The sequence below is a fragment of the Amycolatopsis cynarae genome (genome assembly GCF_026802195.1).
GTDB classification, from domain to species: Bacteria; Actinomycetota; Actinomycetes; order Mycobacteriales; family Pseudonocardiaceae; genus Amycolatopsis_E; species Amycolatopsis_E rhizosphaerae.
Map to the genome: position 1 here is coordinate 854,800 of NZ_CP113836.1, position 20,966 is coordinate 875,765.

At 72.9% G+C, this 20,966-nt stretch carries 16 protein-coding genes and 1 riboswitch; of the genes, 7 read left to right on the top strand and 9 right to left on the bottom strand.

Features of this window, described 5'->3' with window-relative positions:
• Positions 1-95: 95 nt before the first annotated feature.
• Positions 96-740: a 5,6-dimethylbenzimidazole synthase gene (gene bluB / locus ORV05_RS04105; RefSeq protein ID WP_268757112.1), complete on the bottom strand. Its 645-nt coding sequence runs from the start codon at positions 738-740 to the stop codon at positions 96-98.
• Positions 737-1,486: a cobalt-precorrin-6A reductase gene (locus ORV05_RS04110; RefSeq protein ID WP_268757113.1), complete on the bottom strand. Its 750-nt coding sequence runs from the start codon at positions 1,484-1,486 to the stop codon at positions 737-739. Before ORV05_RS04110 ends, bluB begins: the two co-directional genes overlap by 4 nt.
• An 11-nt stretch (positions 1,487-1,497) precedes the next feature.
• Between ORV05_RS04110 and ORV05_RS04115 the strand changes: the two genes are divergently transcribed.
• Entirely contained in the window at positions 1,498-2,544 is a 1,047-nt protein-coding gene (locus tag ORV05_RS04115) for a cobalt-precorrin-5B (C(1))-methyltransferase (protein WP_268757115.1), read from the top strand.
• Positions 2,545-2,648: 104 nt separating this feature from the next.
• On the opposite strand, the gene cobM is transcribed toward ORV05_RS04115, so the two are convergent.
• Positions 2,649-3,395, bottom strand: a complete 747-nt coding sequence (gene cobM, locus ORV05_RS04120; RefSeq protein ID WP_268759692.1) for a precorrin-4 C(11)-methyltransferase — start codon at positions 3,393-3,395, stop codon at positions 2,649-2,651.
• Positions 3,392-4,564, bottom strand: a complete 1,173-nt coding sequence (gene cbiE / locus ORV05_RS04125) for a precorrin-6y C5,15-methyltransferase (decarboxylating) subunit CbiE (RefSeq protein ID WP_268757116.1) — start codon at positions 4,562-4,564, stop codon at positions 3,392-3,394. The genes cobM and cbiE overlap by 4 nt, the downstream gene beginning before the upstream one ends.
• 42 nt (positions 4,565-4,606) lie before the next feature.
• Positions 4,607-4,674: riboswitch (cobalamin riboswitch) on the top strand.
• An 84-nt stretch (positions 4,675-4,758) separates the two neighbouring features.
• Between cbiE and ORV05_RS04130 the strand changes: the two genes are divergently transcribed.
• The 4 genes from ORV05_RS04130 to cobC are packed head-to-tail and all read left to right on the top strand — an operon-like array spanning position 4,759 to position 9,713.
• Positions 4,759-6,729, top strand: coding sequence for a putative cobaltochelatase (locus ORV05_RS04130; protein WP_268757117.1), 1,971 nt, complete (start codon positions 4,759-4,761; stop codon positions 6,727-6,729).
• Positions 6,730-6,746: 17 nt separating this feature from the next.
• Positions 6,747-7,361 (top strand): cob(I)yrinic acid a,c-diamide adenosyltransferase, encoded by a 615-nt coding sequence (gene cobO / locus ORV05_RS04135; RefSeq protein ID WP_268757118.1) that lies wholly within the window; start codon positions 6,747-6,749, stop codon positions 7,359-7,361.
• Complete coding sequence (locus ORV05_RS04140; protein ID WP_268757119.1) at positions 7,355-8,692, top strand: cobyrinate a,c-diamide synthase; 1,338 nt, start codon at positions 7,355-7,357, stop codon at positions 8,690-8,692. The genes cobO and ORV05_RS04140 overlap by 7 nt, the downstream gene beginning before the upstream one ends.
• Positions 8,682-9,713, top strand: coding sequence for an Rv2231c family pyridoxal phosphate-dependent protein CobC (gene cobC, locus ORV05_RS04145; protein ID WP_268757120.1), 1,032 nt, complete (start codon positions 8,682-8,684; stop codon positions 9,711-9,713). Before ORV05_RS04140 ends, cobC begins: the two co-directional genes overlap by 11 nt.
• Before the next feature lie 49 nt (positions 9,714-9,762).
• On the opposite strand, the gene ORV05_RS04150 is transcribed toward cobC, so the two are convergent.
• From ORV05_RS04150 to cobU, 3 genes are read right to left on the bottom strand one after another with little or no spacing between them, the layout of a single operon-like run.
• On the bottom strand, positions 9,763-10,476 hold the full coding sequence (locus ORV05_RS04150; protein ID WP_268759693.1) for an adenosylcobinamide-GDP ribazoletransferase: 714 nt from the start codon (positions 10,474-10,476) through the stop codon (positions 9,763-9,765).
• Positions 10,477-10,496: 20 nt separating this feature from the next.
• Positions 10,497-11,522 carry a nicotinate-nucleotide--dimethylbenzimidazole phosphoribosyltransferase gene (cobT, locus tag ORV05_RS04155; RefSeq protein WP_407652770.1) on the bottom strand — a complete coding sequence of 342 codons (1,026 nt, stop codon included), beginning with the start codon at positions 11,520-11,522 and terminating at the stop codon, positions 10,497-10,499.
• Entirely contained in the window at positions 11,522-12,142 is a 621-nt protein-coding gene (cobU, locus tag ORV05_RS04160; RefSeq protein ID WP_268757122.1) for a bifunctional adenosylcobinamide kinase/adenosylcobinamide-phosphate guanylyltransferase, read from the bottom strand. Before cobU ends, cobT begins: the two co-directional genes overlap by 1 nt.
• Before the next feature lie 54 nt (positions 12,143-12,196).
• Between cobU and ORV05_RS04165 the strand changes: the two genes are divergently transcribed.
• Together ORV05_RS04165 and ORV05_RS04170 are read left to right on the top strand one after the other, a co-directional pair.
• The gene (locus tag ORV05_RS04165; protein ID WP_407652684.1) at positions 12,197-13,108 is read left to right on the top strand and encodes a cobalamin biosynthesis protein; all 912 of its coding nucleotides are present in this window, start codon (positions 12,197-12,199) and stop codon (positions 13,106-13,108) included.
• Positions 13,105-14,571, top strand: a complete 1,467-nt coding sequence (locus ORV05_RS04170) for a cobyric acid synthase (protein ID WP_268757124.1) — start codon at positions 13,105-13,107, stop codon at positions 14,569-14,571. The genes ORV05_RS04165 and ORV05_RS04170 overlap by 4 nt, the downstream gene beginning before the upstream one ends.
• Positions 14,572-14,736: 165 nt before the next feature.
• Here the strand turns inward: ORV05_RS04170 and ORV05_RS04175 are convergent, their stop codons facing one another.
• A complete protein-coding gene (locus ORV05_RS04175) occupies positions 14,737-16,188 on the bottom strand; it encodes a glutamate synthase subunit beta (RefSeq protein ID WP_268757125.1) in 1,452 nt (483 codons plus the stop codon).
• The gene (gene gltB, locus ORV05_RS04180) at positions 16,181-20,728 is read right to left on the bottom strand and encodes a glutamate synthase large subunit (RefSeq protein WP_268757126.1); all 4,548 of its coding nucleotides are present in this window, start codon (positions 20,726-20,728) and stop codon (positions 16,181-16,183) included. Before gltB ends, ORV05_RS04175 begins: the two co-directional genes overlap by 8 nt.
• Positions 20,729-20,966: the final 238 nt, after the last annotated feature.

Here is a 20,966-nt window from a genome sequence, read left to right on the forward strand (position 1 = left end):
CACGGATTATGCACGGCTGCTAGTTCGCGCGCCCAAGCGGCGGAGCCGCTTGCGGTGAGCCGCCGCACAGCACCGTTACCGCACTGCCGTGCGGGTCACTGCGAAGCGGTGTTCAGTTCGCCGAAGCGTTCGAGATGGGTCGCCGCGGACAGGGGACGGCGGCGGCGCCAGCCGTGGCGCTCCAGATCCGGGGTTTCCTGCAGCCGGGTCACCGGGCCGACGCACAGCCAGGCAACCGGGCGGACACCTTCGGGCAGGCCGACGAGCCGGGCCAGGAATTCCTCGCGGTAGAAGCTCACCCACCCCACGCCCAGTTCCTCCGCGGTCGCCGCCAGCCACAGGTTCTGGATCGCCAGGCAGACCGAGTACAGCCCGGCGTCGGCGATGGCGTGTCTGCCGAGCACGGCGGGTGAGCCGCGTTCCGGGTCGTAGGTGACGACGATGCCGAGGCTCGACTCGAGAATGCCTTCGATCTTGATGCGGGCGAAGGTCTCGTTCTTCTCGTCCGGCAGCGACTGGGCGAACACCTCTCGCTCGGCCAGCACGTGCTCACGGAAGGCGGAGCGGGTGTCGTGGTCCGAGACCAGCACGAAGTCCCACGGCTGGGTCAGGCCGACGCTCGGCGCGGCGTGCGCGGCGGTCAGCACGCGGTTCAGGACGTCGCCGGGGATGGGGGCGCCGGTGAACTCGGCGCGCACGTCCCGGCGCCGCATGAGGACGTCGTAGAAGGCATCGGTCATGCGCCCAGCATCGCCGATACCCATTCCAGAGCCGAAGGCACGTCCTCCACCTTGGGCGTGTCGGGCCTTCGGGGCCTGCGAACCACCACCACCGGTATGCCGCATTCGCGCGCCGCGACCAGTTTCGCGGTGGTCATCGTGCCGCCGCTGTCCTTGGTGACCAGCACGTCGATCCGGTGATCGCGGATCAGTGCGGTCTCCCCGGCCACGTGATAAGGGCCACGGTCGAGCAGGATCTCGATCTTCGGGGGCAGCGGAGGGGCGGGTGGGTCGACGCAGCGCGCGAGGAACCACGGCCGGGTGCAGCGGGCGAAGGCGGACAGGCCCTGCCGTCCGCTGGTGAGGAACACGCGCTCGCCCAGCCCTTCGACCAGGGTCGCGGCCTCGTCCAGCGAATCCACCCAGTGCCAGTCGTCGCCCGGTCCCTGCCGCCACCCGGGGCGCTGGAGCCGCAGCAGCGGCACGCCCGCCGTCCGTGTGGCGGCGGCCGCCGAGGCGCCGATCCGCTCGGCGAAGGGGTGGGTGGCGTCGACCACGGCCGCGACGTCGTGGCCGGTGAGCCACGCGGCGAGCCCGTCCGGCCCGCCGAAGCCGCCGATCCGGACCTCACCTGCCGGCAGTTTCGGGTTCGCCACGCGTCCGGCCAGCGAAGACACCACGGAAACGCCACGCTCGAGCAGCCCGGCGGCCAGCGCGCGGGCCTCCGCGGTACCTCCGAGCACGAGAACGGTTCGCACACCGGCCATACTCGCTCGTTGTGCGGTACGGGTGGACGACGGGGGCATGTGCGACGGCGGCGACGACGGCCGCGTACACGGCGCTGCTCACCGGGGAGTTCCCCGATCCCGTCGAGGTGCTGCTCCCCAAGGACCGCCGCCCGGCCTTCGCGCTGGCGACGGAACGCCTCGAACCGGGCAGGGCGACCGCCGGGGTGATCAAGGACGCCGGGGACGATCCCGACGTCACGCACGGCGCGCTCGTCCTCGCCACCGTGTCGCCGGGCGAACCCGGCAGCGGGGTCACCTTCCGGGCCGGTGAGGGCGTGGGCACGGTGACGTTGCCGGGCCTGCCACTGGCCGTCGGGGAGCCCGCGATCAACCCGGTGCCGCGGCGGCTGATGACCGAGGCGGTGCGGCGGGTCGCCGCTGAGCACGGCGGCACCGGTGACGTCGTGGTGGAGATCTCCATCCCCGACGGCGAGGAGATCGCCCGGCAGACCTGGAACCCGCGGCTCGGGATCGTCGGCGGACTGTCCATCCTGGGCACCACGGGCGTGGTCGTGCCGTATTCGTGTTCGGCGTGGATCGACAGCATCCGGCGCGGGGTGGACGTGGCGCGGGCGCTGGGGCACCGGCACGTCGCGGGCGCGACCGGCAGCACCTCGGAACACGTCGTCGCCGAGTTGTACGGACTGCCGGAAACCGCCCTGCTCGACATGGGCGACTTCGCCGGGGCGGTGCTGAAGTACCTGAAGCGGCATCCGGTGCCCCGGCTGACCCTCGGCGGCGGGTTCGCGAAGTTCTCGAAGCTCGCGGCGGGGCATCTCGACCTGCATTCGAAGCGGTCGCAGGTGGACCTTCGCCTGCTCGCCTCGCTCGTCCCGGAACCGCTCGCCTCCTCGATCGCGTCGGCGAACACGGCCCTGCACGCCCTGGAACTGGCCCAGGCCGCCGGGGTGCCCCTCGGCGACCTGGTCGCCGAGCGCGCCCGCGCGGTGGCGGCCGAGGTACTCGCCGGCGCCCCGATCGAGGTGGACGTCGTGGTCGTCGACCGCGCCGGCACCATCGTCGGCCGCGCCGGGTGAGCCCCCTCCGTCTTAAGTTGGGCAGCGGGGCCTGTTTGCTGCGAATGATTCGAAGCAAAGAGGCCCCGCTCAAACACCCCGGGGCGTCACGGCACGGTCGCGGGTCAGGGGTGCCGGGGGCGGGAGGCCGAGTAGAGGAAGCTGTCCGGGAAGGTTTCCGCGGCCAGCACGGGGCCCACGAAGATCACCGCGGCGCGGGTGATCCCGGCGGTCCGGACCTGCTCGGCGAGGCCGCCGAGGGTGCCGCGCAGCACCTGCTGTTCCGGCTGGCTGGCGCGGGCGACGACGGCGGCGGGGCAGTCGGCGCCGTAGTGCGGGACGAGTTCGGAGACGACCTGCTCGATCCGGTTGATCGCCAGGTGCACGGCGAGCGTGGTGCCGCTGGCGGCGAAGGTCGCCAGGGTCTCGCCGGGCGGCATCGCGGTGGAACGCGCCTGCACGCGCGTGATGACCAGGCTCTGCCCGACGGTCGGCACGGTCAGTTCGCGGCCGAGCGTGGCGGCCGCCGCCGCGAAGGCCGGGACACCGGGCACCACGTCGTAGGGCACGCCCGCCGCGTCGAGGCGGCGCATCTGCTCGGCGACGGCACTGTAGATCGACGGGTCGCCCGAGCACAGCCGCGCCACCTCGTGCCCAGCCTGGTGCGCCGCGACCAGTTCGGCGGTGATCTCCTCCAGGGTGAGGTCCGCGGTGTCGACCAGCCGGGCCCCTGGCGGGCAGTGCGCCAGCAGGTCGGGCGGGGTGAGGCTGCCCGGGTACAGGCACACCGGGCAGCGGGCGAGCAGATCCCGCCCGCGCACGGTGATCAGGTCGGCGGCACCGGGGCCGGCGCCGATGAAGTGCACGGTCATTTCGTGTTGCTCCATTGGGTGAGGGTGCGGGCGGGGGTCCAGCCGGTGAAGCCGCCGAGCGGGGCCGCGTGCTCCACCGCGACGCGGATCAGCTCGCCGCCCGTCGCGGCGTAGGCCTGGGCCAGGGTCTGTTCCGATTCGAGCGTCACCGCGTGCGCGACGAGGCGCCCGCCCGGGGCGAGCGCCTCCCAGCAGGGCCGCCAGGCCCGCAGGCCACCGCCGACGAACACCGCGTCGGGCCGGGGCAGGTCCGCCAGCGCCTCGGGAGCCGCACCGGTGACGACCCGGAGTTCGGGCACGCCGAGCCGTTCGGCGTTGCGCGTGATCCGCGCCGCCCGCCCGGGGTCGCGTTCGACGGCGATGGCGCGGTTGGCCGGGTGCGCCCTCGACCACTCGATCGCCACGCTGCCCGCTCCCGCACCGACGTCCCACAGCAGCTGGCCCGGCAGCGGGGCCAGCCGCGCCAGTGCCAGCGCGCGCAGGTCCCGCTTGGTGAGCTGGCCGTCGTGCTCGAAGGCGTCGTCCGGCAGGCCGGGGAGCACCGGAAGCGCCGGGCCGCCCGCGCATTCGACGGCCACGATGTTCAGCGGATCGCTGACCTGGTCCCAGGTCCGGGCGAGACCTTCGACCCGGCGTTCCGCCACGGCACCGAGCTGTTCGAGCACGATCAGCCTGCTGTCGCCGAAACCGAGTTCGGTCAGCAGACCGGCGATGCGGGCCGGGCTGTTCGCGTCGGAGCTGAGCACGAGCAGCCGCGCCCCCGGCGCGAGCGTCCGCGCGACGCGATGGACGTCACGGCCCACCACGCTGATCACTTCGGTCTCCTCGGCGGACCAGCCGAGCCGGGCCCGGGCCAGCGTGACCGAAGACACCGCCGGGATGATCGTCACGTCCTGGCCGAACCGCTTCACCAGCGTGGTGCCGATCCCCGACAGCAGCGGGTCCCCGCTGGCGAGTACCCCGATCCGCCGTCCGCCGTGCCCGGCGAGCAGTTCGCCGAGCGCGGGAAGCAGCGGGCTCGGCCACGGATGTTTGGGCAGGTCAAGGGGGATCAGGTCGAGCTGGCGCGCACTGCCGAACAGCACTTCGCAGTCCGCGAGTTCGTTCCTCGCCCGCTCGCCCAGCCCGGTCCAGCCCTCCGCCGGGACGCCCACCACGACAATCGTCACGAGCCCAGACGGTATGCGATGATGCCCCGGACGGTCGTCGCGGAACCCGGTGCGAACCCGGGGCGGTCCCGCCACTGTGACCGGTCGGCACGCCGACCGGGAGCCAGAGCTCCGGCGCCCGTCGCGCACCCCGTCCGGGGATGCGCTGGCCAGGATTAGCGGGCGCGGAAACCCGCTTGAGCCGGAGGAGTCGCATGCGGCCGTATCCGTTCACCGCAGTGGTCGGGATGGCCGATCTCCGGTTGGCACTGGTGCTTTCGGCGATCTCGCCCGCGATCGGCGGGGTGCTCGTCCGCGGCGAGAAGGGCACCGCGAAGTCCACCATGGTCCGCGCGCTGGCCGGCTTGCTGCCGCCGGTCGAGGTGCTCGAGGGCTGCCGGTTCTCCTGCGCGCCCGGATCGCCCGACCCCGCCTGCCCAGACGGTCCGCATGCCGTGGACGCCCCGCGCACCCGTCGTCCCGCCCGGCTGGTCGAACTGCCGGTCGGCGCCGCCGAGGACCGCGTCGTCGGCTCGCTGGACCTGGAGCGAGCGCTGGCCGAGGGCGTCACCGACTACCAGCCCGGCCTGCTGGCCGCGGCGCATCGCGGCCTGCTCTACGTCGACGAGGTCAACCTCCTGCACGACCACCTGGTCGACACGCTGCTGGACGCGGCGGCGATGGGCCGCGCGACGGTGGAGCGGGAAGGGGTTTCGGTCTCCCACGCGGCCCGGTTCGTGCTGATCGGCACGATGAACCCGGAGGAGGGCGAGCTGCGACCGCAGCTGCTCGACCGGTTCGGCCTCACCGTGGAGGTGGCCTCCAGTCGCGACCCGGAACAGCGCGCCGAGGTGGTGCGGCGGCGGCTGGCCTACGACGCGGACCCCGAGGAGTTCGCGGCGCGCTACGCCGCTTCGGATGCCGAGCTGGCGCGGGAAATCCAGTCGGCACAGGAACTGCTGCCCTCGGTCGCGCTCCCCGACGACGCGCTGCGGCAGATCGCCGAGGTGTGCGCTTCCTTCGACGTGGACGGTATGCGGGCCGACATCGTCACCGCGCGCACCGCGGTGGCGCACGCCGCATGGTCCGGCCGCACCGAGGTGTCCACAGAGGACATCCGGGTGGCGGCGCGGCTCGCGCTGCCGCACCGGCGCCGCCGCAACCCGTTCGACGCGCCCGGAATCGACGAGGAGCAGCTCGAACAGGCCCTGCGCGACGCCGAGCCACCGGAGGACCCCGGCCCGGACGACGACGGAGGAGGACCGGGCTCGCCCGCACCGTCCGAAAACGACGGTCCGGCACCTTCGGGCAGCGGCGAGACCGACGCGAGCGGTGGCCAGGGTGCCCCCGGTAACGGTTCCGGCGAGCGGCAGACCACCGGGGCCGGGAAGCCCTACCGTGCGAGGCTGTTCCAGGTCGCCGGGGTCGGCACGGGCGAGCGCGGCCGCCGGTCCCGTGCGGTCACCGAGTCCGGGCGGACGGTGGGAGTGCGGCCCCCCGGTTCACGAGAGGGCGGGCCGCATCTGGTCGCGACGGTCCGGGCGGCCGCCCCGCACCAGCACACGCGCGGCCGCCGCGGGGCGGGACTGGTGCTGCGCAAGCAGGATCTCCGGTACGCGCTGCGGGAGGGCAACGAGGGAAACCTCGTCCTGTTCTGTGTGGACGCTTCCGGCTCGATGGGAGCCCGCGCGCGCATGCGCGAGGTGAAGGCCGCCGTGTTGTCCCTGCTGCTCGACGCCTACCAGCGCCGGGACAAGGTCGGCCTGATCACGTTCCGGGCCGCCGCGGCCGAACTGGCCCTGCCACCCACGATCAGCGTGGAGGCGGCGGCCGCCCGGCTGGAGACGCTGCCGACGGGCGGACGGACCCCGCTCGCCGAGGGCCTGCTCGAAGCGGCCAGGGTGCTGCGGGTGGAGGCGCTGCGCGATCCGCGCCGCCGTCCGCTGCTGGTGGTGGTCACCGACGGCCGGGCCACCAGCGGGCCGGAGGCGGTGCGCCGGGCGCACGCCGCGGCGGGACTGCTCGCCGGGACCACCGCCGTGGTGATGGACTGCGAAACCGGGCGGATGCGCCTTGGCCTGGCCGCCGAACTCGCCACGCACCTGGGCGCCGAGCACGTGCCGCTCGGCGAGGTCGCGGCCGATTCGCTGACCACCTCCGTGAAAACCCGCCTGCGCGCGGCCTGAATCGAGGAGAGTTCCTGATGCCGCAGGGGAAACCCGAAGTGGTTCCGTCGGACGGGCTCACCACCCGCCAGCGCCGCAACCGGCCGGTGTTCGCGGTGCACACCGGCGTGATGAAGGGAAAGTCGACCGCCGCCTTCGGGATGGCGCTACGCGCCTGGAACCAGGGCTGGTCGATCGGGGTGTTCCAGTTCGTCAAGTCCGCGAAATGGCGCGTGGGCGAGGAGTCGGCCTTCCGCGCGCTCGGGGAGCTGCACGCCTCGACCGGGCAGGGCGGGCCCGTCGAGTGGCACAAGATGGGCGAGGGCTGGAGCTGGGCCCGCAAGGCGGGTACCGAGGAGGACCACGCCGCGGCGGCCCGCGAGGGCTGGGCGGAGATCAAGCGCAGGCTCGCCGCCGAACGGCACGACTTCTACGTCCTCGACGAGTTCACCTACCCGCTCAAATGGGGCTGGATCGACGTGGACGACGTGGTCACCGCGATCGGTGAGCGCCCGGGGCGCCAGCACGTGGTGATCACCGGCCGCGACGCGCCGCCCGCGCTGATCGACGCCGCGGACCTGGTCGTGGAGATGACCAAGGTCAAGCATCCGATGGACGCGGGGCAGAAGGGGCAGCGAGGGATCGAATGGTAGCCCGGCTGGTCGTCGCCGCCCCCGGCTCCGGACACGGCAAGACCACGGTCGCGGCCGGGCTGATGGCGGCGCTGCGGGCGCGCGGACTGGTGGTTTCGGGACACAAGGTGGGCCCCGATTTCATCGACCCGAGCTACCACGCGCTGGCCACCGGGCGCCCGCCGCGCAACCTGGATCCCTTTCTGCAGAGCGAAGATCTGCTCGTGCCGCTGTTGCTGCACGGGGCCGACGGCGCCGGGATCGCGGTGATCGAGGGCGTGATGGGGCTGTTCGACGGGGCGCTCGGTACCGAGGGTTTCGCCTCCACGGCGCACGTGGCCCGGTTGCTGGAGGCGCCCGTCGTGCTCGTGGTGGACGCGAGTGCCGCCAGCCGCAGCGTCGCCGCCACCGTGCTCGGTTTCGCCCGCTACGACCCGCGCGTCACGCTCGCCGGGGTGATCCTCAACAAGCTCGGTTCGCAGCGGCACGAGGACGAGATCCGGGCCGCACTGGTATCGACCGGGATTCCGGTGCTCGGCGCGTTGCGCCGCAGCGAAGACATCCACGCACCGAGCCGGCATCTGGGTCTCGTTCCCGCCGCGGAGCGCGGCGCGGAGTCCCGGCAGCTGCTGCCGAGACTCGCGGAGTGGATCGCCGGCGGGGTCGACCTGGAGGCGGTGGTCCGGGTGGCGCGCACCGCGCCCCGGCTCTCCGGCACGGCCTGGCGGCCGGACGGGACCTGGACCGGGCCGCGCCGCGTGGTCGTCGCGGCCGCCGGGGAGGCCTTCACCTTCCGCTACACCGAAACGGTGGAGCTGCTCGACTCCCACGGCATCGACGTGGTCGACCTGGATCCCTTGCACGACAAGGAGTTGCCCGAGGACTGCGCCGGGCTCTACTTCGGCGGGGGGTTCCCCGAGGTGCACGCCGGAGCCCTGTCGGACAACACCTCGCTGCGCGAAGGGGTGGCCGCGGCGATCCGGGCCGGCATGCCCGTGGTGGCCGAATGCGCCGGGCTGCTGTACCTGTGCCGCGAGCTCGACGGGCTGCCGATGGTGGGCGCGGTGGACGCGGTCGCGCGGATGACCAAGCGGGGCGCGCTCGGCTACCGCCGGGCCACCGCCCCACGGGACACGGTGCTCGCCCGGGCCGGTGAGCAGGTCACCGGGCACGAGTTCCACCGCACGGAAGTCCTTCCGCGGCAAGGGGAAACCCCGGCCTGGGAGTGGGATGGCACCGGCGAGGGATTCGCCTCGGCCACCCTGCACGCGTCCTATCTGCACGTCCACTGGGCCGGTCATCCCGGGCTCGCCCGTTCCTTCGCCGCCGCGGTGCACGCCCGTGGACACTGAATACGATCTGCACCACCACGGCGACCGCGAGGTCGGGGCCGGGCTGGTGGATCTGGCGGTCAACGTGCGGCTGCCCAGGCCGCCGGACTGGCTGGTCGCCGAACTCACCGCCAGCCTGACCGAACTGGCCGCCTACCCGGATCCGGGCGAGGCGGCCGCCGCCGTCGCCCGGCGGCACGGACGCACGGCGGCGGAGGTGCTGGTCACCTCCGGTGCCGCCGAGGCGTTCACCCTGCTGGCCAGGGTTTTCGGCGATCGCCGCGCGGTCGTGGTGCATCCGCAGTTCACCGAACCCGAGGCGGCCCTGCGGGCCGCGGGGCACGAGGTGCGCCGCGTGGTGCTGCCCGGCCCGGCGTACCGGCTCGACCCGGCGCTCGTGCCCTCCGACGCCGGACTGGTGTTCGTCGGCAACCCGACGAATCCCACCTCCGTCCTGCACCCGGCCTCGACGCTGAGGGCGCTGGCGCGGCCGGGCAGGCTGCTGGTGATCGACGAAGCCTTCCTCGACGCCGTGCCGGGGGAACCGGAATCCCTTGCCGGACAGTCACTTCCGGGGCTCGTGGTGATCCGCAGCCTGACCAAGACCTGGGGCATCGCCGGTCTGCGCGCGGGCTACCTGCTGGCCGAGCCCGCCGTGGTGCGGCGGCTGGCGGCGGTGCAGCCGCCATGGTCGGTGTCGACCCCGGCCGCACGGGCCGTGGTCGCGTGCTGCCGTACCGCCGCGCTCGACGAGGCGCACGGACTCGCCATCCAGGCGGAACGGGAGCGCGAGCACCTCGTCGCCGGGCTCCGTGCGCTGGACGTGGAGGTGGCGGGACAGCCGCGCGGGCCGTTCGTGCTGGTGCGCGTGCCCGGCGCCGACCGCCTTCGCCTCGCGCTGCGGGAGGCGGGGTACGCGGTGCGCCGCGGCGACACCTTCCCGGGCCTGGACCGCGACCACCTCCGCCTCGCCGTGCGCCCCGAACCCGTCACCACCGCTTTCCTGCACACCCTGGCCACCCTGCTGCCCCGGGTGCCGTGAAGGGACCCTTCACGGCTCGCCCCAGCCCCTCCGACGGGGGCGCGGCACTTCAGGCGAGGGCGAGGAGGGCGGCGGCGGTGCCCGCTTCGACGCAGGCGCCCAGCACGTCGCCGGTGATGCCGCCGAGGCGCCGCACGCAACGCCACAGCAGCACGCCCGCGGCCGCGTAAGCCGCTAGGACCGCCACCGGGCCGCGCCACCACGGCAGCCCGGGCGCGAGCGCCGAAAGCCCCGCGGCGAGCACGAAGACCAGCGCCGCCCACCGGATCCGGACCGAACCCGCGACGGTGGCGCCGAGCCCTTCCGGCCGTGCGGAGGGCACCCCGCGGGCACAACTCATCGACAGCGTGCAGCGCCCCGCGATCACCCCGAGCGCTCCGGCGACCGCGCCACCCCCGGTCAAAGCTCCACATTGGACGATCAGGACGAGCACCAGCGCGGCGACCCCGGTGGGGCCGGAATCCCCGCGGCGCATGATCTCCAGCGCCCGTTCCCGGTGGTAGGACGCGCCGAGGCCGTCGGCGGTGTCGGCGAGGCCGTCGAGGTGCAGGCCCCGGCTGCCCAGTGCGACCAGCCCGATCGCCAGCCCGGCGGACGCGAGGCCGGGCCAGCCGAGCAGGTGCCCGCCCGCCAGTACGAGCCACGCCGCGGCCGCGAGGGGCAGCGCGGCGAGCGGGGCGAGCAGCATCGCCCCGCCCGCGACCGCGCGATCGATCGCCCGGGGCGGCGGCACCGGCACCGTGGTGAGGGTGCCGAACGCCATCCGCAGCGAATCCGCCGCCCTCACGCGAGATCGGCCAGCAGGCCCATTTCGGCGATGATCGCCCGCGCCGCACGCAGGGTGCTCACCGCCTGCACCGCGCCGCTGCCCTCACCCAGCCGCAGGCCGAGGTCGAGGATCGGGGCAAGGCCCAGCGCCTTGAGCGCAAACGCTTGCGAGGGTTCGGTGGAGCGGTGCCCCGCCAGCCACCAGCGCGCCGCGTCCGGCGCGATCTCCCGGGCCACCAGCGCCGCCGCCCCCGAGTACACGCCGTCCAGCAGCACCGGCACGCCCCGCGCCGCGCCCTGCACCAGGAAACCCGCGGTCGCCGCGGCACACGCGCTGCCCAGCGCCGTCAGCAGCGAGAACGGTTCGGCCGTGCGGTCCGCGGCCCGCGCGAGCGCCGCCTCGACCACCGCCACCTTCCGCGCGCGCCCCGCCTCGTCGACCCCGGTGCCGGTGCCGACCACGTCCTCGGCGGGAACTCCGAGCACGGCCGCGACCAGCGCCGAAGCCACCGTCGTGTTGCCGATGCCCATGTCACCGGGGATCAGCAGGTCGGCACCGGCGTCGATCTCCGCGTCCGCGATCGCCCGCCCCGCTTCGAAAGCGCGTTCCGCCTCACCGGGTTCGAGCGCGTCCTCCACGTCTATGGCGCCGGAACCGCGCCGGATCTTGTACGCCCGCACCTCGTCCGGAACCCCGTCGAGATCGTCGTCCACCGCGATGTCGACCACCCGGACCCTGGCCCCCACCTGGCCGGCGAGCACGTTCACCCCGCTCTTGCCCGCGAGGAACACCCGCACCATCGCCGCGGTGATCTCCCTCGGGTACGCCGAAACGGCGGAGGCTCCCGCCACGCCGTGGTCCCCGGCGAACACCACCACCCGCACGTCGTCCAGCGGGCGCGGCGGCACCGTGCCGTGGGCCGCGCACAGCCAGGCGGCGAGCTCCTCCAGCCTGCCGAGCGCGCCCAGAGGCTTGACGAGCGCGTCCAGCCGGGCCAGCGCGTCCGCGTGCGCTCCGGAGTCGGGCAGCGGGATTTCGATCACAACAAGGACCTTTCGCCGAGGTGCAGGAGGTGCCCGGCCACCACGAGCTGGACGCTGTCCGACTCGGCGGCGACCCGGTTGTTGAGTGCGCCCAGCACATCACGAAAAACGCGCCCGGACACCGTTGCGGGCACCACACCCATGCCGACCTCGTTGCTGACCGCCACGATCGGCACGTGCGCGGCCGCCCACGCGGCGAGGAACTCCTCCATCCGCTCGTCGAGCCGCAGTTCCCAGCCCTCGGTCTGGTCCCAGGCGCCGACCTCGCCCAGCACGCGGCTGACCCAGGTGCCCAGGCAGTCGATCAGCAGCGGGCGGGACGCCTTCCGCACGGTGGAAGCGAGATCGGCGGTCTCCTCCGTACGCCAGTTCGGCGGGCGCCGCGCCCGGTGCCGCTCGATCCGCGCCGCCCACTCGGGATCGTCCGCGCTCGCCGGATAGCCGGGCGCCACGTAGACGACCTCGGGATGATGGCTCATCAGGCGCTCGGCGTGGCGCGATTTCCCCGAGCGCACCCCACCGAGGATGAGCACCTTGGCGTCATCTTGCCCGTACCGGCGGAGCCGCCGGGCGGCCCCTTCGAGAGCGGCGGCGAGGCGCAGGGTCAGCTTGGTCATACCCGGCATTGTCGTGCAAGCGCTACCGTCCCGTGCGTGGTGTATGCAAGATCGTTGACAGCGCGGGGTCTCGCCGCCGGTTATCTGCTGGACCGCCTGTTCGGCGATCCGCGCCGCGGGCACCCGGTCGCGCTGTTCGGCCGGGCCGCCGAAGCGCTCCAGCGCCGCCTGTGGGCCGATTCGCGGCCCAGTGGCGCCGTGTACGCGGTCGTCTGCGCCGGTGCCGCCACCGGGCTCGGGGTGGCCGCGCGGGCCGCCACAGCCCGGCGTCCGAGGGCCCGGATCGCGGTGACCGCACTGGCCACCTGGGCGGTGCTCGGCGGCCGCGGCCTGGCCGGGGAGGGCGCGGCGATGGCGCGCCTGCTGGAATCCGGTGACCTTCCCGGCGCGCGGCACCGCCTGTCCCATCTGTGCGGCCGGGACGCGGCGAACCTGGGCACCGGCGAACTCGCCCGCGCCGCCACCGAATCGATCGCCGAGAACACGTCGGACGCCGTGGTCGCCCCGCTGTTCTGGGGTGCGGTGGCCGGCATCCCCGGCCTGCTCGGCTACCGGGCGCTCAACACGCTCGACGCGATGGTCGGGCATCGTTCACCCCGGTACGAGCGGTTCGGCTGGGCCTCGGCGCGCGCGGACGACCTCGCGAACCTGCTGCCCGCACGGCTCGGCGCGCTCGCCGCCGTCTGCTGCGCACCGCTGGTGGGGGGACGGCCCGGGCGCGCTTGGCGCGTGTGGCGGCGCGATGCCTCCCGGCATCCCAGCCCCAACGCGGGCCAGGTCGAGGCCGCCTTCGCCGGAGCGATGGACATCCGGCTCGGCGGCGTCAACCGGTACGGCGACCGGATCGAGGACCGGGGCACGCTCGGGGACGGCCCGGCACCGGGGCCCGCTGACCTGCGCCGCTCGGTGACCCTGTCGCGGGCGGTCGGTGCGGTCGCGCTCGCCGTGGCGGTGCTGGCCCGATGACCGGACTGCTGATCGCCGGTACCACCTCCGACGCCGGCAAGAGCCTCGTCACCGCCGGGATCTGCCGCTGGCTGGCCCGGCAGGGCCTGCGCGTCGCCCCGTTCAAGGCGCAGAACATGTCGAACAACTCCATGGTCTGCGCCGATGGTGCCGAAATCGGGCGTGCGCAATGGTTGCAGGCCCGTGCGGCGGGCGTGGAGCCCGAAGCGGCGATGAATCCCGTCCTGCTCAAACCGGGCAGTGACCACCGCAGTCACGTGATCGCCCTCGGCAAGCCCGCCGGGGTGCTCCAGGCGGGCGAGTACGCCACCGGGCGGGCCGGACTGGCGCAACTCGCGTTCGACACCTACACCGAGCTGAGCGGCCGGTTCGACCTGGTCGTGTGCGAGGGGGCGGGCAGTCCCGCGGAGATCAACCTGCGGGCGGGCGACTACGTCAACATGGGCCTGGCGCGGCGGTTCGGCCTGCCGGTGCTGGTGGTCGGCGACATCGACCGCGGCGGGGTGCTGGCCGCGATGTACGGGACGCAGGCCCTCCTCGAACCCGAGGACCAGGCGCTGCTGGCCGGCTGGATCGTCAACAAGTTCCGGGGGGATGCCGGTCTGCTGCGCCCCGGCCTCGACCGGCTGAGCGAGCTGACCGGCCGTCCGGTGCTCGGGGTACTGCCGTGGCTGGACCGGGTGTGGATCGACTCCGAGGACGCGCTGGCGATGGCGGGCTGGGCCGGTGAGCAGCAGGGCGGGACGCTGCGCGTCGCCGTGGTGCGCTTCCCGCGCGCGTCGAACGCCACCGACCTCGACGCACTGGCCGCCGAACCCGGTGTCTCGGTGAGCCTCACCGCCGACCCCGACGTGGTGCGCTCGAGCGACCTCGTGGTCCTGCCCGGCAGCCGGGCCACGGTGGACGATCTGCGCTGGCTGCGGGAGCGCGGGCTCGACGGCGCGCTCGCCCGCCGGGTCGGGGCGGGACGGCCGGTGCTGGGCATCTGCGGCGGCTACCAGATGCTGGCCGGGGAAATCCACGACGACATCGAATCCGGTGCCGGGGTGGTGCGCGGCCTCGGGCTGCTGCCGACCGTGGTGACCTTCGCCGAGGAGAAGGTGCTCGGCCGCCCGGTGGGGCGCTGGCGGGACCACGAGGTCGCCGCGTACGAAATCCACCACGGGTCGGCGACGCTGCGGGGCGAGGCGGAACCGTTCCTCGACGGCTGGCGGCGCGGCCCGGTGTGGGGCACGACCTGGCACGGCACCCTCGACAACGACGGGTTCCGGCGTGCCTGGCTGGCGGAGGCGGCGGCACAGGCCGGGGTGGCCTGGGCGCCCGTGCCCGGCGCGCCCGGTTTCGCCGCGCTCCGGGAGTCGATGCTCGACCGCCTCGCCGACGCCGTGGCCGAACACCTCGACACCCGGGCCCTCCTGCACCTCGCCACCCACGGCGCCCCCACCACCCTGCCCACCCTCTGACCCCGCGCTCTCCTGGTCCCCGTCAAAGGCCGTGAAGGGTCCCTTCACAGTCGTATCGACCCCATTAGGGGCCCTTCACGGCAACCCGCACCCCCTCACGGTCGGGCCTGAATGCAGGGAGCCCCTGGCCGCGAGACGGCCAGGGGCTCCGTGGTGAGGCGATCGTCAGGCGATCGGGCGGTCGGTGGGGGCGATGGGGGCGGGCAGCAGCTCACGCGAGGTGAGGTGCTTGTCCACCGCGGCGGCCGCGGAGCGGCCCTCCGCGATCGCCCACACGATCAGCGACTGCCCGCGGCCCATGTCCCCGGCCACGAACACGCCGTCCACGCTGGTGTGGAACCGGCCGTCGCGGGCGACGTTGCCCCTCGCGTCGAGTTCCACGCCCAGCTCCTCCAGCAGGCCTTCCCGCTGCGGGCCGACGAAGCCCATCGCGAGCAGCACCAGCTGGGCGGGCAGTTCCCGTTCGGTGCCCTCCACCGGGACGAACCGGCCGCCCTCGTTGCGCACCTCGACGAGGTTCAGCGCCCGCACGTTCCCCTCGCCGTCGGCGAGGAACTCCTGCGTGTTCACCGAGTACAGGCGTTCGCCGCCCTCCTCGTGCGCCGAGGACACCCGGTAGATCATCGGGTAGGTCGGCCACGGGTGTGCGTCCGAACGCGACTGCGGCGGCCGCGGCATGATCTCCAGCTGCGTCACCGAAGCGGCGCCCTGCCGGTGCGCGGTGCCGACGCAGTCGGCACCGGTGTCACCGCCACCGATGACCACCACATGCTTGCCCGCCGCGGTGACCGGCGGCTCGGCCAGCGCCCCCGAGGCGACCCGGTTCGCACCGGGCAGGTACTCCATCGCCTGGTAGATGCCGGACAGCTCGCGGCCGGGCACGGGCAGGTCCCGCCACGCCGTCGCGCCACCGGCGAGGACGACCGCGTCGTGCTCCGCCCGCAACTGCTCGACGGTGATGTCGACGCCGACGTTCACGCCCGTCCGGAACTGCGTCCCCTCGGCGCGCATCTGGTCCAGCCGACGGTCCAGCCGCCGCTTCTCCATCTTGAACTCGGGGATGCCGTAGCGCAGCAGGCCGCCGATCGCGTCCGCCCGTTCGAACACGACGACGTCGTGCCCGGCCCGGGTCAACTGCTGTGCGGCGGCAAGGCCCGCCGGGCCGGACCCGACCACGGCGACCTTCTTGCCGGTGCGCACCTCGGGCGGCTGCGGCGTGATCCAGCCCTCGTCCCAGGCCCGGTCCACGATCGAGATCTCCACCCGCTTGATCGTCACCGGGTCGTCGTTGATCCCGAGCACGCAAGCGGTTTCACACGGCGCCGGGCACAACGTCCCGGTGAACTCCGGGAAGTTGTTGGTCGCGTGCAGCCGTTCGATCGCGTCCCGCCAGTCCTGGCTCCACACCAGGGTGTTCCACTCGGGGATCAGGTTCCCCAGCGGACAGCCCTGGTGGCAGAACGGGACGCCGCAGTCCATGCAGCGACCGGCCTGCTTTTCCAGCCTGTTCGACGGGAAGTCCTGGTAGACCTCGCGCCAGTCCAGGAGGCGCAGGTCGACCGGCCGGCTCGTCGGGGTCTCCCGCTTGGTGGTCAGAAAACCCTTGGGGTCAGCCATGTGCGGCCTCCATGATTGCCTCGTTCACATCACGTCCATCGCGCTCAGCGGCGGCTTGAGCCTGCAGCACGCGCTTGTAGTCCTTGGGCATGACCTTCCCGAACCGGGTCACGGCCACGTCCCAGTCCGCCAGCAGCGCGCGCGCCACCGCGGAATCGGTTTCGGCGTAGTGCCGTTCCACCGCGTCCCGCAGGAACTCGGTGTCCTCGTCGTCCAGCGGGTCGATGTCCACCATCTCGCGGTTGACCCGCAGCGCGGGCAGGTCGAGGACATAGGCGACGCCGCCGGACATCCCGGCCGCGAAGTTCCGCCCGATGCCGCCGAGCACCACCACGCGCCCGCCCGTCATGTACTCGCACGCGTGGTCGCCGACGCCTTCCACCACGGCCAGCGCGCCGGAGTTGCGCACACAGAACCGCTCGCCCACCTTGCCGCGCAGGAAGATCTCGCCCGAGGTGGCGCCATAGCCGATCACGTTGCCCGCGATGATGTGCTCCTCGGCGGCGAACCGCGCGTCCCGGCTCGGCCGGACGACGATCCGTCCACCGGACAGGCCCTTGCCAACGTAGTCGTTGGCGTCACCGAACAGGCGCAGCGTGATGCCGCGCGGCACGAAGGCGCCGAAGGACTGGCCCGCGGTGCCGGTGAACGTCACCTCGATCGTGTCGTCCGGCAGACCCTCGCCGCCCCAGCGCTTGGTCAGCTCCGAGCCGAGCATGGTTCCCACGGTCCGGTTCACGTTGCGGACCGGCAGTTCCAGCCGCACCTTGTCGCCGGAGGACAGCGCGCCCTCGGCGAGCTGGATGAGCGTGTTGTCCAGCGCCTTCTCCAGCCCGTGGTCCTGGGCCACCACCTGGTGCCGCGCCGCACGCGGCTCCAGGTCGGGCACGTGGAAGATCGGCGTCAGGTCCAGGCCCGCGGCCTTCCAGTGCTCGACCGCGCGCCGCTTGTCCAGCAGTTCGGCGTGCCCGACGGCCTCCTCGATGGACCGGAAGCCCAGCTTCGCCAGGTACTCGCGCACCTCCTGCGCGATGAACTCGAAGAAGTTCACCACGTAGTCGGCCTTGCCGCTGAACTTCTCGCGCAGCTTCGGGTTCTGCGTGGCCACGCCCACCGGACAGGTGTCGAGGTGGCAGACGCGCATCATGATGCAGCCCGACACCACCAGCGGGGCGGTCGCGAAGCCGAACTCCTCCGCGCCGAGCAGCGCGGCGATCACCACGTCCCGGCCGGTCTTGAGCTGGCCGTCGGTCTGCACGACGATGCGGTCGCGCAGGCGGTTGCGCAGCAGGGTCTGCTGCGTCTCGGCCAGGCCGAGCTCCCACGGCCCGCCCGCGTGCTTGATCGACGACAGCGGCGAGGCGCCGGTGCCGCCGTCGTGCCCGGAGATGAGCACCACGTCCGCATGCGCCTTGGACACGCCAGCCGCGACCGTGCCGACACCGACCTCGGACACCAGCTTCACGTGGATGCGGGCGGCCGGGTTGGCGTTCTTCAGGTCGTGGATGAGCTGCGCCAGGTCCTCGATGGAGTAGATGTCGTGGTGCGGCGGCGGCGAGATCAGCCCCACCCCCGGCGTGGAGTACCGGGTCTTGGCGATCCACGGGTACACCTTCGCGCCGGGCAGCTGGCCACCCTCACCGGGCTTGGCGCCCTGCGCCATCTTGATCTGGATGTCGTCGGCGTTGACCAGGTACTCGCTGGTCACCCCGAACCGTCCACTCGCGACCTGCTTGACCGCGCTGCGGCGCTCCGGGTCGTAAAGCCGTTCCGGGTCTTCGCCGCCCTCACCGGTGTTGGACTTGCCGCCCAGCCGGTTCATCGCGATCGCCAGCGTCTGGTGCATCTCCTGGGAGATCGACCCGTAGGAGATCGCGCCGGTGGCGAACCGCTTCACGATCTCGGAGACCGGCTCGACCTCCTCGATGGGCACCGGCGGCCGCACACCCTCGCGGAACTCGAACAGACCGCGCAGCGTCATCAGCTTCTCGGCCTGGTCGTCGACGGCGCGGGTGTACTCCTTGAAGATCTCGTACTTCCCGGAGCGCGTCGAGTGCTGCAGCTTGAAGATGGTGTGCGGGTTGAACAGGTGCGGTTCGCCCTCGCGCCGCCACTGGTAGTCCGCGCCGGTCTCCAGCTCGCGGTGGCTCGGCCGCATGCCGTCGCGCGGGAACGCCTTGGCGTGCCGCTGCCGCACCTCCTCGGCCAGCGTGTCGAACCCGACGCCGCCCAGCCGTGAGGTGGTGCCCGCGAAGCAGGTGTCGATGACCTCCTTGCCGAGCCCGATGGCCTCGAAGATCTGGGCGCCGGTGTAGGAGGCCACAGTGGACACACCCATCTTCGACATGGTCTTGCGCACACCCTTGCCCAGCGCCTTGATCAGGTTCCGGGTGGCCTGCTTCGGGGTGACGTCACCGATCCTGCCCTGGGCGGCCAGTTCCTCGACGGTGGCCATCGCCAGGTACGGGTTGACCGCGGCCACGCCGTAGCCGATGAGCAGCGCGATGTGGTGCACCTCGCGGGCGTCGGCGGCCTCGACCACGAGACCGACCTGGGTGCGGGTCTTCTCCCGGACCAGGTGGTGGTGCACGGCGCCGGTGAGCAGCAGCGACGGGATCGCCGCACGCCTTTCGTCCACGCCGCGGTCGGACAGCACGATCAGGCGCGCGCCGTCGGCGATCGCCTCGGACACCTCCGCCCGGATCTCGTCCAGCCGGTGCAGCAGCGCCTCGCCGCCACCGTCCACTTCGTACAGGCCGGACACGGTGACCGCCTGGAACTCGGGCAGCTCGCCGTCGTCGTTGATGTGCACGAGCTTGGCCAGCTCGTCGTTGTCCAGCACGGGGAAGGGCAGCACGATCTTGCGGGCGTGCTCCGGCCCGGCCTCCAGCAGGTTCGGCTCGGCGCCGAGCTGGGTGCCCAGCGAGGTGACCAGCTCCTCGCGGATGGCGTCCAGCGGCGGGTTGGTCACCTGGGCGAACAGCTGGCTGAAGTAGTCGAAGATCTGCCGCGGGCGGCTCGACAACGGGGCCAGCGGCGAGTCGTTGCCCATCGAGCCGATCGGCTCCGCGGCGGTGCGGGCCATCGGTTCGAGCAGGGTTTCGAGCTCCTCCTCGGTGTAGCCGAAGGCCTGCTGCCGCCGTACCAGCGACGCGTGCGTGGGCACCTCGCGCTCACGCTCGGGCAGTTCCTCCAGGTGCACCAGCCCGGCGGTGATCCATTCGCCGTAGGGGTGTTCGGCGGCCAGCGCGCCCTTGATCTCCTGGTCGTCGATGATGCGGCCCTGGGCGGTGTCCACCAGGAACATCCGGCCCGGCTCCAGCCGGCCCTTGCGCACGATCGCGGACGGGTCGATGTCGAGCACGCCGACCTCGCTGGCCAGCACGACCAGCCCGTCCTCGGTCACCCAGTACCGCGCGGGGCGCAGGCCGTTGCGGTCCAGCACCGCGCCGATCTGGGTGCCGTCGGTGAACGACACCAGCGCGGGCCCGTCCCACGGTTCCATCAGGCAGGAGTGGAACTCGTAGAAGGCGCGGCGCGCCGGATCCATCTCCTCGTGGTTCTCCCACGCCTCGGGGATCATCATCAGCACCGCGTGCGGCAGGCTGCGGCCACCGAGGTGCAGCAGTTCCAGCACCTCGTCGAAGCTCGCCGAGTCGCTCGCGCCCCGCGTGATGATCGGGAAGACGCGCTTGAGGTCCCCGTGGATCAGATCGGTGGACAGCATCGACTCGCGAGCGTCCATCCAGTTCCGGTTGCCGCGCAGGGTGTTGATCTCACCGTTGTGCGCGACGTAGCGGTACGGGTGGGCCAGCGGCCACGACGGGAAGGTGTTCGTGGAGAACCGCGAGTGCACCAGGCCGATCGCGCTCGTCACACGCTCGTCGGTCAGGTCGGGGAAGAACCGCTCGACCTGGGGCTCGGTGAGCATTCCTTTGTAGACGATGGTGCGCGAGGACAGGCTCGGGAAGTACACGTCCTCGTCGGCCAGCGCGTGTTCGGCCCGCTTGCGTACGCAGAAGGCGGCGCGCTCCAGGGCCAGACCGGTGACGCGTTCGTCACGGGGAGCGAGGAAGAGTTGCGTGAAGTGCGGCATGGTGGACAGCGCGGTCGCCCCGACGCCGTCGGGCTCGACCGGGAGTTCGCGCCAGCCGAGCACACGCATGCCCTCTTCGGCGGCGATGCCTTCGATGGCGCTCATGGCGCGGCCGCGGGCCTGGGCGTCGGTCGGCAGGAAGGCCGTGCCGACCGCGTAGCCGCCGGCCTCGGGCAGGCGGAAATCCACCACTTCCCGGTAGAAGGCGTCGGGGACCTGGATCAGGATGCCCGCGCCGTCACCGGTTTCCTGCTCGGCCCCCCGCGCGCCGCGATGCTCGAGATTGCGCAGCGCGACCAGAGCCTTGCGCACGATTCTGTGATCTCGCCGTCCGGCGAGGTCGGCGACGAAGGCAACGCCGCACGCGTCGTGCTCGTGTTGCGCCGAATACAGGCCTTGCTCGTCGGCCGGGTTGTTCGGCTTGGTCGGGCTGTGGCGGGTCACGGCTGGCCGCCTCCTTGGGCGTCGGCGGTCCGGCTCACCCGATCGCGTGGTCTTGGCGACCTGGCTAACGGAGTGGGCTTGGACCGCGATGGTCAGTCGAGAGGAAAAGAAGGCGAGCGCCTGAATCTGGGCAGACGTCATCGCCAGGCCACACAGCGGCGGGTGGCCGGTCAGGGGGTGCACATCGTCGGGCAGTGGCGCGCGTGGTGGGGCCGAAGTGGTGGGTGCCGTTCCCACG

What these genes read in the sequence shown, in the direction of transcription:
- ORV05_RS04175 (WP_268757125.1), bottom strand. Translation starts at nt 16,188, where the DNA reads ATGGCTGACCCCAAGGGTTTTCTGACCACCAAGCGGGAGACCCCGACG.
- ORV05_RS04130 (WP_268757117.1), top strand. Translation starts at nt 4,759, where the DNA reads ATGCGGCCGTATCCGTTCACCGCAGTGGTCGGGATGGCCGATCTCCGG.
- ORV05_RS04170 (WP_268757124.1), top strand. Translation starts at nt 13,105, where the DNA reads ATGACCGGACTGCTGATCGCCGGTACCACCTCCGACGCCGGCAAGAGC.
- cobM (WP_268759692.1), bottom strand. Translation starts at nt 3,395, where the DNA reads ATGACCGTGCACTTCATCGGCGCCGGCCCCGGTGCCGCCGACCTGATC.
- ORV05_RS04140 (WP_268757119.1), top strand. Translation starts at nt 7,355, where the DNA reads ATGGTAGCCCGGCTGGTCGTCGCCGCCCCCGGCTCCGGACACGGCAAG.
- ORV05_RS04150 (WP_268759693.1), bottom strand. Translation starts at nt 10,476, where the DNA reads ATGGCGTTCGGCACCCTCACCACGGTGCCGGTGCCGCCGCCCCGGGCG.
- cobO (WP_268757118.1), top strand. Translation starts at nt 6,747, where the DNA reads ATGCCGCAGGGGAAACCCGAAGTGGTTCCGTCGGACGGGCTCACCACC.
- ORV05_RS04110 (WP_268757113.1), bottom strand. Translation starts at nt 1,486, where the DNA reads ATGGCCGGTGTGCGAACCGTTCTCGTGCTCGGAGGTACCGCGGAGGCC.
- bluB (WP_268757112.1), bottom strand. Translation starts at nt 740, where the DNA reads ATGACCGATGCCTTCTACGACGTCCTCATGCGGCGCCGGGACGTGCGC.
- cobU (WP_268757122.1), bottom strand. Translation starts at nt 12,142, where the DNA reads ATGACCAAGCTGACCCTGCGCCTCGCCGCCGCTCTCGAAGGGGCCGCC.